This window comes from Allofournierella sp. (genome assembly GCF_017889395.1).
Lineage (GTDB): Bacteria > Bacillota > Clostridia > Oscillospirales > Ruminococcaceae > Allofournierella.
On record NZ_JAGHKE010000008.1, the window covers coordinates 22,514 to 36,114 of the forward strand.

The 13,601-nt window shown below is 61.0% G+C and carries 13 protein-coding genes; all 13 read right to left on the bottom strand.

The window, feature by feature from the left end; translation table 11 throughout:
- Positions 1 to 16: 16 nt before the first annotated feature.
- Positions 17 to 1,378, bottom strand: coding sequence for an FtsW/RodA/SpoVE family cell cycle protein (locus J7G73_RS01860; protein WP_291245012.1), 1,362 nt, complete (start codon positions 1,376 to 1,378; stop codon positions 17 to 19).
- Positions 1,379 to 1,438: 60 nt separating this feature from the next.
- Complete coding sequence (gene mraY, locus J7G73_RS01865; RefSeq protein WP_087294373.1) at positions 1,439 to 2,446, bottom strand: phospho-N-acetylmuramoyl-pentapeptide-transferase; 1,008 nt, start codon at positions 2,444 to 2,446, stop codon at positions 1,439 to 1,441.
- Positions 2,447 to 2,461: 15 nt separating this feature from the next.
- Positions 2,462 to 3,856 carry a UDP-N-acetylmuramoyl-tripeptide--D-alanyl-D-alanine ligase gene (gene murF, locus J7G73_RS01870; protein ID WP_291245013.1) on the bottom strand — a complete coding sequence of 465 codons (1,395 nt, stop codon included), beginning with the start codon at positions 3,854 to 3,856 and terminating at the stop codon, positions 2,462 to 2,464.
- Positions 3,857 to 3,941: 85 nt separating this feature from the next.
- The gene (locus tag J7G73_RS01875; protein ID WP_291245014.1) at positions 3,942 to 6,341 is read right to left on the bottom strand and encodes a penicillin-binding transpeptidase domain-containing protein; all 2,400 of its coding nucleotides are present in this window, start codon (positions 6,339 to 6,341) and stop codon (positions 3,942 to 3,944) included.
- Between the two features lie 117 nt (positions 6,342 to 6,458).
- Positions 6,459 to 6,923: a hypothetical protein gene (locus tag J7G73_RS01880; RefSeq protein WP_291245015.1), complete on the bottom strand. Its 465-nt coding sequence runs from the start codon at positions 6,921 to 6,923 to the stop codon at positions 6,459 to 6,461.
- Between the two features lie 74 nt (positions 6,924 to 6,997).
- A complete protein-coding gene (gene rsmH, locus J7G73_RS01885; RefSeq protein ID WP_087180384.1) occupies positions 6,998 to 7,927 on the bottom strand; it encodes a 16S rRNA (cytosine(1402)-N(4))-methyltransferase RsmH in 930 nt (309 codons plus the stop codon).
- Between the two features lie 12 nt (positions 7,928 to 7,939).
- On the bottom strand, positions 7,940 to 8,359 hold the full coding sequence (gene mraZ / locus J7G73_RS01890) for a division/cell wall cluster transcriptional repressor MraZ (RefSeq protein ID WP_087294364.1): 420 nt from the start codon (positions 8,357 to 8,359) through the stop codon (positions 7,940 to 7,942).
- A 362-nt stretch (positions 8,360 to 8,721) separates the two neighbouring features.
- On the bottom strand, positions 8,722 to 9,186 hold the full coding sequence (locus tag J7G73_RS01895) for an HrpE/YscL family type III secretion apparatus protein (RefSeq protein ID WP_058965758.1): 465 nt from the start codon (positions 9,184 to 9,186) through the stop codon (positions 8,722 to 8,724).
- Positions 9,183 to 9,731 (bottom strand): 16S rRNA (guanine(966)-N(2))-methyltransferase RsmD, encoded by a 549-nt coding sequence (gene rsmD, locus J7G73_RS01900; protein ID WP_291245016.1) that lies wholly within the window; start codon positions 9,729 to 9,731, stop codon positions 9,183 to 9,185. Before rsmD ends, J7G73_RS01895 begins: the two co-directional genes overlap by 4 nt.
- Positions 9,732 to 9,827: 96 nt before the next feature.
- A complete protein-coding gene (locus J7G73_RS01905) occupies positions 9,828 to 10,307 on the bottom strand; it encodes an NAD(P)H-dependent oxidoreductase subunit E (RefSeq protein ID WP_087294360.1) in 480 nt (159 codons plus the stop codon).
- A gap of 3 nt (positions 10,308 to 10,310) precedes the next feature.
- Positions 10,311 to 12,143: an excinuclease ABC subunit UvrC gene (uvrC, locus tag J7G73_RS01910; RefSeq protein ID WP_291245017.1), complete on the bottom strand. Its 1,833-nt coding sequence runs from the start codon at positions 12,141 to 12,143 to the stop codon at positions 10,311 to 10,313.
- 126 nt (positions 12,144 to 12,269) lie between these two features.
- Positions 12,270 to 12,533 (bottom strand): HPr family phosphocarrier protein, encoded by a 264-nt coding sequence (locus J7G73_RS01915; RefSeq protein ID WP_058965751.1) that lies wholly within the window; start codon positions 12,531 to 12,533, stop codon positions 12,270 to 12,272.
- A gap of 206 nt (positions 12,534 to 12,739) precedes the next feature.
- On the bottom strand, positions 12,740 to 13,468 hold the full coding sequence (trmD, locus tag J7G73_RS01920) for a tRNA (guanosine(37)-N1)-methyltransferase TrmD (RefSeq protein WP_247643423.1): 729 nt from the start codon (positions 13,466 to 13,468) through the stop codon (positions 12,740 to 12,742).
- Positions 13,469 to 13,601: the final 133 nt, after the last annotated feature.

A 13,601-nucleotide genomic window follows, 5' to 3' on the forward strand; every position in this document is an offset into this window, starting at 1 on the left:
TAGGGATTCCTCAAAATCAGCGGCGGAACCGGGCGTAGGGGTCCGATTCCTCCTGCGCTCGCTGGGCCTGCTTTTCCTGTTCGGCCGCGGCCTTTTCGTCGGCCTTTTTCCGGTTTCCGGCCCGGCACACACTCATCACCACGCCCATCTGCCCCAGCAGCATCAGCAGACTGGTACCGCCGGAGGAGAAGAAGGGCAGACTGATACCGGTGTTCGGGATGGTGTTGGTCACCACCGCCACATTGAACAGAAACTGGAAGCTGATCTGGGCGATGCAGCCCACCACCAGCAGACTTCCGAACCGGTCGGGAGCGTTCCAGGCAATGACAATGCCCTGGATGATCAGCAGCAGGAACAGCAGGATGCAGATCACAGCCCCCACAAAGCCCAGCTCCTCGCAGAGGATGGCAAAGATAAAGTCGTTCTGGGCCTCAGGCAGCCACATATGCTTCTGCACGCTGTTGCCAATGCCCACGCCGAACAATCCTCCGGAGCCAATGGTGTAAAGGCTCTGGCCGGTCTGGCGGGTGGAGTCCTGCATATCCGAAAAAGGCTGCAGCCAGCCCTGCAGACGTTCTGCCACGTAACCGCCGCGGGTAACCAGCAGCAGCGCGATGGCCGCTACCGCCACGCCGCCCGCCAGGAAGAACCAGCGCAGCAGCGCGCCGCCCACCAGCATGATGGAGGCTGCGATGCAGCACATCAGGATCATGGCACTGTGATGGGGCTCCAGCAGCAGCAGCACCAGAATGGGTGCCAGCAGCATGCCCGGCATGATAATACTCAGCTTCAGGTTCTGCGCCGGGCCCGCGCCGGGGAACTGGCCCTCGATGCGCTTTTGGTACCGGGCAAACAGATGGGCCAGCAGCAGGATCAGGGCGAATTTTGCGATCTCGCTCACCTGAATGGTGGGCAGGCCGCTCACGTTGATCCAGCGGCGGCAGCCCTTGATGGGCGGCATGAACAGAACCACAACCAGAAGTCCCAGGGTCACAAAATACAGCGGCCAGGCGAACCGCCGTATCCAGTGGTAATCCACCCGGGAGACGATCAACGCGGCCACCAGACCCATAATCGCGTAGATGGTCTGAGGGCCAACATATTCATAGCTGGTGCCGAACTTATTCAGCGAGGTGGCATAGCTGGCACTGAACAGAATGATCAGACCAAACACCTGCAGGATGATCAGGTTTGCCAGAAAGGCCCCGTTCAGCTTGCCCGGGTGCTTGTAGAACATGCGCACCGGGGTTCGGCTGGCCTGACAGGCCTGGCGGGCAGCGCGATGAAGTTGCTCCGCCCGCTGCCTCGCACCGTTTTGCGGCCGGGGCGCTCGATAGGTCTGGCGGGCCGTACCGCCGTGTCGTGCCATATCGGTCATGGCCACAGACCTCCTTTTTCAGGGATACTCAGGCCGGTTGCGCGGCCTGGCAAAAAGACATTAGTAGTAGAAATAAGCGAAGGTCAGACCCAGCACCACAAACAGTGCCGCCAGAGCACTGAAGCCTGCGTCGATCTTCACCTCACTCCAGCCACGCATCTCGAAGGAATGGTGGATGGGGGTCATCTTGAAGATGCGCTTACCGTGGGTCAGCTTGAAGTAGGTCACCTGGATCACCACGGTGGCCGCCTCCCAGATGTAGACCGCGCCGAAAAAGAACAGAATCTCCGGCCGGCCCATGGCATAGCCCAGGCCGGCGACCGCGCCGCCCAGGAACATGCTGCCGGTATCGCCCATGAAGGTCTTGGCCGGGTAGAAGTTCCAGATGAGGAAACCGGCCAGAGCGCCGGCCAGAGCCGCCGGCAGGATGGACAGCACGAACTGCCCCAAAAAGCTCACCAGGGTCAGAAAGCCCAGCATGGACACAAAGGTCACACAGGAGCACAGGCCGTCGATGCCGTCGGTCAGGTTCACCGCGTTCACCACACCGATGATCAGAATGTAGGACAGCGGGTAGAACAGGATGCCGAAATCCACCATACCGAAGAAAGGCAGGGTGATGCAGGTGCTCAGGGTGCCGTTCATCCACAGACCCGCCAGCAGCGCGGTGGTCACCAGCAGCTGACCGACGATCTTCTGCCAGGCCCGCAGGCCCAGGTTGCGCTTTTTCACCACCTTGATGAAATCGTCCAGAAAACCGATCAGGCCGAAGCCGAAGGCGGAGAAGATGGCCAGGTACAGGCCCCGGGAATCCGGGCCGCCCATCAGCTCGGGGCTGCCGTGCAGCAGGCTGGTGAGGGCCAGGCAGACCGCAAACACGGTGCCCAGGATGAAGCACAGACCGCCCATGGTGGGTGTTCCCTGCTTTTTGTTGTGCCAGGTGGGGCCGATCTCCTTGATGGTCTGCCCGAAGTGCAGCTTATGTAAGAACGGAACAATGAACAAACCGGAAACCGCCGAGATCATAAAACCGCAGGCGGCCGCCAGAATCAGCGCATAACGTGCCATAATTTGATTCTCCTCTTAGTTGTTTGTTTGGGTTTCGCCGGTATACAGCAGCTGCAGCACCTGCTCCAGCCGCATGCCCCGGCTGCCCTTTGCCAGCAGCGCGTCGCCGGGGACCATCAGGCCTTCCAGCGTGTGCGCCGCTTCCTCATGGGTCTCGCAGCGGGTCACCGCAAGACCCGCCTTTTCCGCCTCGTCGGCCGCAAACCGGCTGGCAGAGCCCAGCGTGACCAGGTGGGCCAGGCCGCTTTGGGCTGCCCAGCGCCCCACCTGCCGGTGGGCCTCTTCCTCAATGGAGCCAAGCTCCAGCATATCGCCCAGCAGCGCGAACCGCCGGCCCTTGCAGGGGTATTCCTTGAACATGTTCAGGCTGGCGTGCATGCTGTCCGGGCTGGCGTTGTAGCAGTCCTCGATGAACACCCGTCCACCGTTTTCCACCACCTTCTGGCGCATACCGGTGGTCTGGTAATCCGCCAGCGCCGCCGCGCAGCGGGCCGCGTCCAACCCCATGCGGGTGGCGGCAGCATAGGCAGCCAGCGCGTCATATACACTGTGCAGGCCCAGGGCAGGAATGGTCACCGCAAAGCTGCCGTGCTCCTTGTCCTCCAGAGTGAAGGCCATGCCGTTTTGCAATGCCTTTACCTCTACCGCACGCACGTCCGCCTCCGGGTCGTTCATGCCGTACCACACCAGGCGCAGCCGGGCGGGGATCATCCCCTCCCGCCGGGCCAGCTGCAGATATTCGTCATCTGCATTCAGGGCCAGGGGCGCGCCGTCCGGCAGACCGGTACAGATCTCCAGCTTTGCTTTCAGGATATTCTCCCGGCTGCCCAAACTTTCCAGATGGCTCACGCCGATGCAGGTAATCAGGCCCGCATCCGGCCGGGCGGCCCGGCTGAGCCGCTCGATCTCGCCCAGGGCGCTCATGCCCATTTCCACCACCGCGTACTCGGTTTCCTCCGTGATGCGGAACAGGGTATTGGGCACGCCAATCTCGTTGTTCTGGTTGCCCTCGGTCTTAATGGCTTTGCCGAATGCGCTGAGGATGGCATAGCAGAACTCTTTGGTGGTGGTCTTGCCCACGCTGCCGGTAACGCCGATCATTTTCGGATGGAACAGCATGCGGTAGTTGGCCGCCATGCGCACCATGGCATGGTGACTGCTGGGGCAAAGCACCAGCTTTTTCTCCGGCACTCCCTCCACCGGATGGTTGGCCACCACATAGGCGGCCCCTTCCTCCACTGCCTTTGCGGCAAAATCATGACCGTCCACCCGCTGGCCGGGGAAACACACGAACACACAGCCCGGACATACGGCCCGGCTGTCGGTCACCACAGCTGTGATGGTCTCACCGCCCACCGAACCGGCCTCGGCCAGCCCGGCAAGCAGCATCTTCGCAGGGATCGGCTGCATTGCAACTGCCTCCTTTTGTATTGCAGGCACCCGGCAGATGATCCGGGCCGGGCGCCTGATTGCTGAATTGTTTTCCGGCGTGGCATCAGCCCTCGCCGTTTTCTCCGCCCGCATCGGTTCCGGCATCTGTACCGGAATCGGCGGAGGATGCATCCGCAGAGGTGTCGGCATCCTGCGCCGGTTCGGCCGCGGCTGCGGCAGTGATGGTCACCACCGTACCCATGGGCGTCTCGGTGCCCGCAGCCACATCCTGTGCGGTTACCTGCCCGTTCTCATCGCCGCTGATGCGCACGTTCAGACCGGAGCCCGCCAGCATCTGGCTGGCCAGAGCTGCGCTCTTGCCGGTCACATCCGGCACGGTGGTCTTGGTGTATTCGGTGCTGTCGGTATACAGATACACCGTGGTACCTGCGGCCACCTTGGTGCCTGCCTCGGGATACTGAGCCAGCACCGTATCGCCGCTGCCCACCTTTCGGTGCGCAAGGCCGATCTTGTTCAGCTCCACCTGAGCCAGATCCCACTGGCTGTAGCTGGGATTGTTGGGCGTCACCAGATTGGGCACGGTCACATCGCCGCTGGGCAGCAGGCTCTCGTCCATCTCGATGCCCAGATAGGGAGCAACCTCACTGATGATGTTGCCGATCAGCGGGGCGCTCAGCATAGAACCGTATTCCGTTTCCGCATGGGGCTCATCCACAAAGGCCAGGATGGCGATCTGCGGGTCGTCCACCGGGAGCACCGCCAGGAAGCTGGAAACCTTCTCGTAGCCGCCGCCCTCGCGTTCACCCTGGTCCAGCTTCTCACTGGTACCGGACTTGCCGCCGATGTGATAGCCCGCCACATAGGCGTTGCGGCCAGCCGCGCCTGCGGCACCGTAGTCCACCACGCCTTCCATCATCTTCAGCACCCGCTGCGAGACCTCTTCGCTGATGACCTGGCGCTTGATGGTGGGCTCGGTCTCCTGTACCACGTTGCCCTCCTGGTCCACGATTTTATCCACAATATAGGGCTGCACCAGATAACCGCCGTTGGCGACGGCCGCCACTGCGGTGATCATCTGGATGGGCGTCACCTTCTGGGCCTGACCGAAGCTGGTGGACGCAAGGTCGATAATAGTCATGGTATCCGCCGAATGGTAGGAGATGCCCGCATAGGGGGCCTGCTCCGCCGGCAGATCGATGCCGGTCTTTTCGGTGAAGCCGAAGGCATTGTAATAATCCGAGAAGGTCTCGATGCCCATCTTCTCGGCCTCATGGATGGTAGCGATGTTGCAGCTGTTGTACAGCACCTTGCCCATGTCCTGCCATTGATGATTGGCGCCTTCGGCACAGCTATAGGGCTGGGTACCGGGCAGCACCTGATAGCTGCCGCCGCAGTAATAGGTGGTGCCGGGAGTGCTCACACCGGAATCCAGTGCAGCGGAGGTGGTGATCAGCTTGAAGACCGAACCGGGGGTATACAACTCGGTAATGGCCTTGTTTTTCCACTGGCGCTGGCGCTCGGAGCCCTGTACCTGGGTGTACTCCTCATCGGAAAGGCCCTCCAGCAGGGCAGCCCGCTGGGGGTCATAGATGGTCATGGGATCGTTGGGGTCAAAATCCGGCTTGGTGGCCATGGCCAGGATGGCGCCGGTGTTCACGTCCATCACGATCACCACGCCGCGCTCGGTTACGTTGTTTACCTTTACCGAGTTTTCCAGGTATTTTTCCGCAATGGCCTGAATGTTGGCATCCAGGGTAAGCACCAGACTGTTGCCGTCCTGTGCGGGGTATTCCTCCCGTTCATCGTTGGCGATCTCGGCACCCAGGCCGTTTTTGATGCTCACCAGACGGCCGGGCGTACCGGCCAGCGTTTCCTCGTAATAGGCCTCCAGGCCATAGAAGCCGTAGCCGTCCGCATGCATAAAGCCCAGCACACTGGCGGCGAAGGCTCCGTAGGGATATTCCCGCTTGGTATCCTGCGTTACGGTGATGGGCAGATTGTTCTCGCTGGCGTACTCCTTGATCTGGTCCGCCACCGGCTTATCCACCTGCTTGGCCAGCACCTGATACTGACTCTCGGAATCGATGAGCTTATCGTAAACCTCATTTTCATCCAGGCCCAGTATCCCGGCCACATCGGCACTCACGGTGCGCACCCGTTCGGCCCGGCGCTCCTCGGCGGGGCGCTCGTCGCCCTCCGCCGCTTTCAATGCGCTGATCTGGCTGGGGTCGGCAGCGATGGTCCACACAATGCTGCTCTTGGCCAACACCTTGCCGTTGGCATCGTAGATCTGCCCGCGTGCGGGGGTCACCGCCACATCCTTCAGCTGTTGGTTGGCCGCCTGGATGCGGTATTCATCGTGTTTTGCGATCTGCAGCCAGGCCAGCCGGCCGATCAGGATCGCAGCGCCGAAGGCAAATGCTCCCGCCAGCAGCCAGTAACGCAGCGAGCTGCGTTTGGGCGGTTGCTTTTGCGGTTTTTGCGGATTCATCATTCTTGCCATGGCTGTGTTTCCTTTGTTCGCATCAGTGTCTTTGCCGCGCATAAAGGGGGCGAAACCGATCGAATCCCCCTGATAATCGAAAAAGCGTGCGCGGCGGCACGCTTTTTCCATTTGCGGTCAGGGATCAAGATGATCCATCAGGCGCAGAAATCCGTTGTTCAGCAGATCCAAAATGCGCTGCCAACCGCTCTCCGGCCGCTGGATGGTGCTTTCGTTTTCCAGCGTCACATAGGTGATCTGGCTTTTATCCATCTTCATCAGCCCCAGCTGAGCAGCGATCTGCTCCACGTTTTTCAGGTTTGTTTTGCTGTCCAGCACGCCGGACAGATAGTTGTAGTCACTCTGGGCATTGACCAGCTGCTGATTGGTTTTCTGAATCTGGGTTGTCAGCTGGGTCAGGGTGGCCTGGCTCTGCAGCAGGCCCACGGTGAGCATGATCATCACGCAGCTTACCGCCACGGTTTTATAGGCCTGAGCGCTGATCTTCATGGCCTGCTTTTTACCCTGTACCGCTCTCATGCGGGGTTTTACGTCCAATGGCCGGTCCGCGAACCGTTCCAGTTCATAGGCTGCCTGTGCCATGTGCGCTCACCTCCTTTTTTGTTCCTTGCGTTTTATCGGTGTTCCGGCTCCCCTTTGCCGAAACAGAATACGATTCAGTCGCCCAGCTTTTCGATCACCCGAAGCTTTGCGGACCGGCTGCGCCGGTTTTCCTCCAGCTCGGCAGCGGTGGCCTCGATGGGCTTGCGGGTAATGAGCTTTCCCTTTGCCTTGCCCCCGCACACGCAGACCGGATACTCCGGCGGGCAGGTGCAGGCGGTGGCCCACTGGCGGAATTTATTCTTCACCAGTCGGTCCTCCAGCGAGTGGAAGGTGATGATGGCGAAGCGTCCGCCGGGGGCAAGCAGATCAAAGATCTCCTCCATGCCCTGGCTGAGCACATCCAGCTCGCTGTTCACCGCGATGCGCAGCGCCTGAAAGCTGCGCCGGGCGGGGTTTTTGTCCTTACGACGCACCGCCGGGGGCAGGGCGCTGGCAATGGCATCGGCCAGCTGCAGGGTGGTGGCGAAGGGCGTCTCCTCCCGGCGCTGCACGATGCGTCCGGCAATGGCCCAGGCATAGGGCTCCTCGCCGTACTCCCGCAGAATACGGGCCAGCTCTTCCCGGCTGGCGGTGTTCACCAGATCTGCCGCCGTGGGGCCGCTCTGGCTCATGCGCATATCCAGCGGCGCGTCCTGCCGGTAGGAAAAGCCCCGGGAGGCATCGTCCAGCTGATGGGAGGATACTCCCAGATCCAGCAAGGCGCCATTGATCTTTTCGATGCCCAGCCCATACAAGGCGCTGCGGGCGTTGCAGAAGTTGGTCTGCACCAGTGTGGCGGGCAGCCCCTCCAGGGCCTTGCCCGCCGCCTCGATGGCGTCCGGGTCCTGGTCCAGGCTGACCAGACGGCCGGTGGTGAGGCGTTTGGCAATCTGGCTGGAATGGCCGCCGCCTCCGGCGGTGCCGTCCAGATAGATGCCGGCCGGGTCGATGGCCAGGCCCTCCAGGCATTCGTTCAAAAGCACGGGGATGTGGCTGAATTCCATGTGCGTTCCCCCTTACAGTTCCAGTTCTTCCATGGCGGCTTCCAGCTCTTCGCTACCAAAGCCCGCCTGTTTTTGCTGCCAGGCAGCAGTGTCCCAGATCTCGGCATGCTTGCCCACACCGATGATGGTCACATCCTTCTGCAGGCCCGCGTGGGTACGCAGGCTGGGCGAGATGAGCACCCGGCCCTGTTTGTCCGGCGTGACCTCGGTGGCCATGGCGAACAGGAACCGCTGGATCTCGCGGGTCTTGACCAGGCTCTTGCCCTGCAGCTTTTCGCAGATGAGCTGCCATTCGCTCTCCGGGAAGGCGACCAGGCAGTTGTCCATCCAGCGTGTGATGACGAACACCTGACCCATCTGCTCCCGAAAGCGTGCGGGAAAATTCAGGCGGCCTTTTTCGTCGATGGCATAGTTGTACTCGCCCATCAACATACGGCGCCGCCTCCTTTCGCGCGGGGGCACGGGTTTTGCCCATCGGCTCCACCGGTGTGGAAAACTCTCCACTTTCCCCCACTTCTCCCCACTGTATCAATTATTATACGTTACCCCCACCTCAATTGCAAGATATTGCACCGAAAAAGAATCGTGAAAAATCTCGCCCCAATGCCGCTTTTTCGTGGTTTGGCTGCATATTTTTCCTGTTTTGTGTATTCTTTCCGCCGGGCACTGCCGCACAGTAAATCACGCAGGCAAGGATTTGTATTTTCACCGGATTTTCCACAGCCCGCAGCAAGCAAAAAGCCCCGTGCCTGCCGGTTCGGGCGGGCACGGGGCTCTGATGACTGACAGCCAAATCAGCCGTTATTGTTCTTCGCGTTCTGGCGCAGGTTGGCGCGCACGGTCTTGACCTCCGCCGCGTTGCGGGCCAGCTGCTCCTCGGTGATGCGCAGCATGTTTTCGCAGTAGTCGGTCACGGTGGTGCGCATCTCGCGGGACTGGCTCTGTGCGCTGGAGAGGATCTCCGCCGCGCGCTGCTGGGCAGCCCGCACGATCTGCTCCTCGCCCACCAGTACCCGGGCCCGGTCCTCGGCCTTCTTCACGATGGCCTCAGCCTCCCGCTTGGCGCTGGCGATGATGTCCGCCCGGTCGTTCACGATGGCCTTGGCCTGGCGGATCTCGGTGGGCATGTTCAGGCGCACCTCGTCGATGATGTCCCGCATTTTGTCAATGTCCACCATCCGCTTGCTGCCGGAGAACGGCAGGCCGGAGGCCTCTTCCATGGTTTCTTCCATCAGGTCCAGCAACTCGTCGATGTTCATTCTTCTCGCTCCTTTTCATAGCGGGTCACCAATACGGTGCCGTAACGGTATTGTTTTTTCTTGCAAAGGCCCTCGCACTCGTCCGGCAGATTGGCTGCCAGCTCGCTCTCGCACAGCACGGTGCCGCCAGGCGCGGTCACCCGCGCCACCTGAGGCAGGATCTGTGCCAGCGTATCGTGGCGGTAGGGCGGGTCCAGCAATACGATGTGGAACTGCTCGCCGCAGCTTGCCAGGAACGTGTCCGCCCTGGTATTTCGGATCTGGCCCTGGGCCTGCACTCCGGCAGCCTTGCAGTTCTGCTCCACAATGCGCACCGCGCCCCGGTCCTGATCCACAAACACACAGCTGGCCGCGCCACGGCTCAGCGCCTCGATGCCCAGCTGCCCGCTGCCCGCGAACAGGTCCAGTACCTTCGCTCCCGGCAGGATGAACTGCAGAGCACTGAACATGCCCTCCTTCACCCGGTCCACCGTAGGCCTTGTTATATCTTCTCCCGGCAGGGCCGCCAGCTTTGTTCCCCGGGCAGAGCCTGAGATTACGCGCATGGGGGTCCACCTCCCTTTCCTGTCCCTTTGTTTTTTCCATTATGGCCCGCACCGGCCGCTTTGTCAAGCAGAAAGGCGTGAGCCCTTACCGTTGATTTACCCTTTTTTCGGCCGCAGCATTTCCAGAATCCGGTCCACTGCGGCGGCATCACAGCCGTTCCAGAGCGTTCCGTCCACCTGGATGTTGGGCCCCTTGCCGCACTGCTTGAAGCAGTTCTGGGTGCGCAGTACTGCAGTTCCTTCGGGCAGCTGGGCCAATCCCTTTTTCAGCCGATCCATCAGAGCGGCATTTTTCGCGCCACAGCGCCCGCCGCTGCACACCACGATTTCGTGGGCGGCGGCCCCCAGCTTCAGGCTGGGATATAACCGGATCAGCTTTTCCAGCAGCGGCACTTTATAGCCGGTGCAGACGGAAATGGTCTCCAGCGCCTGGGGCGGAATATGGCCGTAGATCTCCTGGGTTTCCCGCAGCAGGGCCACAGTGTCCTCCTGCTCCAGGGTGGGGCGGCTGCCCTTGCGGCCGGCATAGTACTCCGCCGCTTCGGCAAAACGTTCGTGCAATGTGTTCTGGTCCATAGATCAGTCCTCCGTTTGGGGGTGAAAATAGTCATAGATGGTTTGGGCTGCCTTCTGGCCCACACCCTTGGCATTGGTCAGCTCATCCACATCGGCCTCGCGCACCGCACCCACCGATTTGAAATGGGCCAGCAGTGCCTTGGCGGTGGCCGGGCCCACGCCGGGAATGGCGGTCAGGCTGGAGGCATAGGCTTTCTTCTTCTGGTTCTGGCGCTGGTAAGCGATGGAGAACCGGTGTACCTCGTCCTGAATGGAGGAGATGAAGGTGAAGATGTTCCGGTGCACGCTGATGGAGATCTCGCCGCCGTCCGCGGTCACGATGGCCCGGGTGCGGTGGTGATCGTCCTTCACCATGCCGAACAGGGGCACCGCCGCCAGGGCGGTACCTGCCAGCGCCGCCTTCACCGCGCTCACCTGGCCCTTGCCGCCGTCCAGCAAGATCACGCTGGGCAGCACCGAGAACTGGCCCGCCGTACCCTTTTCGTATTCGGCGGCCCGGCGGCTCAGCGCCTCGGCCATGCTGGCGAAGTCGTCGGTGCCCGCCACGGTGCGCATTTTAAAGCGCCGGTAGCCGCTTTTCTTGGGGCGGCCGTTTTCAAACACCACCATACCGCAGACGCTGGTGCCCTCGCCCCAGTTGGAGATATCGTAGCTCTCAATCACCGCGGGCGGCTCGGGCAGGCCCAGCACCGCGGCGGCCTCGTCCAGCAGGCGCTGGCTCCGGTCAGTGCGTCCGCTCTCCCGGGCAAGGCGCTCCACCGCATTGGTGTAGGCCATGCTCACCAGCTTGGCGGTGTCGCCCCGCTGGGGCACATACAGCTGCACTTTAGTGCCCCGGGTCTCCTCCAGCAGCTGGGTTAGAGCCTCATGGCTCTCGGGCAGCACATCCACCGCGATGACCTTGGGGATCTCCTCCCCGTCCAGATAGTAACGGGGCAGGAACTCCTCCCGCAGGGCGTCCAGATCGGCGGTGCCCCGGAACAGAAACTCCCGCTTGTCGGTCAAACGGCCGGTACGGTAGCGCAAAATGGCGGCGCAGCTGTTCTGCCCCGCTCCGGCGAAGGCGATCACATCCATCTGGGTGCTCTCATCCACCACCACCTTCTGCCCGGCCGACACCTTTTTGATGGCGGCGATCTGATCCCGCAGCAGGGCGGCCTGTTCAAAGTCCAGCCGCTCGGCGGCCTCTTCCATGCGCTGCTCCAGCGTCTTCACAATGTCCTTTTTGCCGTAGCGGATCAGACGGATGGCTCCCTGTACCGCCTGGTTATAGGTCTCCTTGCTGATCTTGCCGCTGCACAGAGCCATACACTTGCCGATGTGAGCGTTCAGGCAGGGGCGGCCCTTGCCGATCTCCTGGGGAAAGCGCCGGTTGCACCGGGGCAGCAGGAACGCGTCCTGAGCAGTCTCCACCATCTGGCGCACCGCAAAGCTGCTGGTGAAGGGGCCGATGTACTCCGCCCCGTCCTCCTCCTTCTGCAGCGCCGCCGAGATGCGGGGGTATTCCTCCCTGGTGATCTTCACATAGCTGTAGCCCTTGTCGTCCTTCAGAAGGATGTTGTACTTGGGCGTGTGGGCCTTGATCTGGCTGGCCTCCAGCACCAGGGCCTCGAACTCGCTCTGGCAGACGATCACGTCGAAGTTGAAGGCATGCTCGATCATCTGGGTGACCTTGGCATCGTGGGGGACGCCCTCGCGGAAATACTGGCTCACCCGGGTGCGCAGCCGCTTGGCCTTGCCGATGTAGATGATCTCATCCCTTTTATCCCGGATGATGTAGACCCCCGGCATCAGGGGGAGCATCTTCGCTTTTTCGTGCAGTTCAGCCTTGGTCATGGGGGTCCTCCTTCTGCGGCCGGGTTTTGCGGGGCCGCTATCCTCCAGTATGCCCCGCTGTGGGGCAAAAGCAGAAAAAGGGCGGGTTTTTCAAAACCCGCCCTTTGATTTATGAAAGCAAAGAAATTACTCAGCGAAACCGGAGTTTACCAGCTTTACCAGGCCTTCCACGGCAGCCTGCTCGTCGGCGCCGTCAGCGATGATGCGGATGGTGGTGCCGCCCACGATGCCCAGGCTCAGAACGCCCAGCAGGCTCTTGGCATTCACGCGGCGCTCTTCCTTCTCGACCCAGATGGAAGACTTGTACTCGTTGGCCTTCTGGATGAAGAAGGTAGCAGGACGGGCATGCAGGCCGACTTTGTTCTCAACGGTAACTTCTTTAACAAACATGATTCATTCGCTCCTATTTCTAAAATTAGATGGGCTTCTGGTTGTTATAATAGCCCATTCTCACCCGATTGTACAGTACATTTGTGCAATTTTGTCAGTTTCCCGAATCCAGAAAATGCCGGAAACGTTTCTTTGTGCAAAACAACCACTTAGTTTTCAACAATCTCATATGAAATCCCGAAAATTTTCAACGTTATTGATATTAATTACTTTTTGTGGTTCTGATTATGCTCATTTTGATACACTTCGTACAAATCAGGACGCCGGATACGGGTGCGTTCCAAGCTTTGCTCGCGCCGCCATTTGTCTATATTGCCATGATGGCCGCTGAGCAGGACCTCCGGAACCTTTTTGCCCCGCCACTCCTCCGGGCGGGTGTACTGGGGGTACTCCAGCAGGCCGTTCCAGTGGCTTTCATCCTGATAGCCCTCCGGCTGAGACAACACACCGGGCTGCAGACGCAGCACGCTGTCTGCCACCACCAGCGCGGCCAGCTCGCCGCCGGTGAGCACATAGTCGCCGATGCTGATCTCCTCGTCCGCCAGCTCCTCGATCACCCGCTCGTCCATGCCTTCGTAATGGCCGCAAACCAGAAGAAGGCTGTCGTACTGGGCAAGACGCTTGGCGGTCTCTTCGGAAAACCGCTGGCCCGCCGCAGTCATAAATATAATATGCGGCCGCTGACGGCCCTGTTCCTCCACCTGACGGATGATATCCTGGCAGCAGTCATAGATGGGCTGGGCGTTCATTACCATGCCGCAGCCGCCGCCGTAGGGATAGTCATCCACCTGCTTCTGCCGGTTCAGGGTGTAGTCCCGGATCTGGTGGCAGTGGGTCTCGATATAGCCTCGTTTTGCGGCCCGGCCCAGGATGCTCTCGTCCAGCACCCGCTGGCACATCTCCGGAAACAGGGTCGCCACATCCACACGCATCATACCTGGTCACCATTTTCCGCTTCGCTGAACATGCCCGGAATGGGGCTGACCAGCACCTTGCGGTCCTCAATGCAGATCTTCACCAGGAAGGGCTTGACCGCCGGGAACAGGGCGGTGGAGCCGTCCGGGCAGG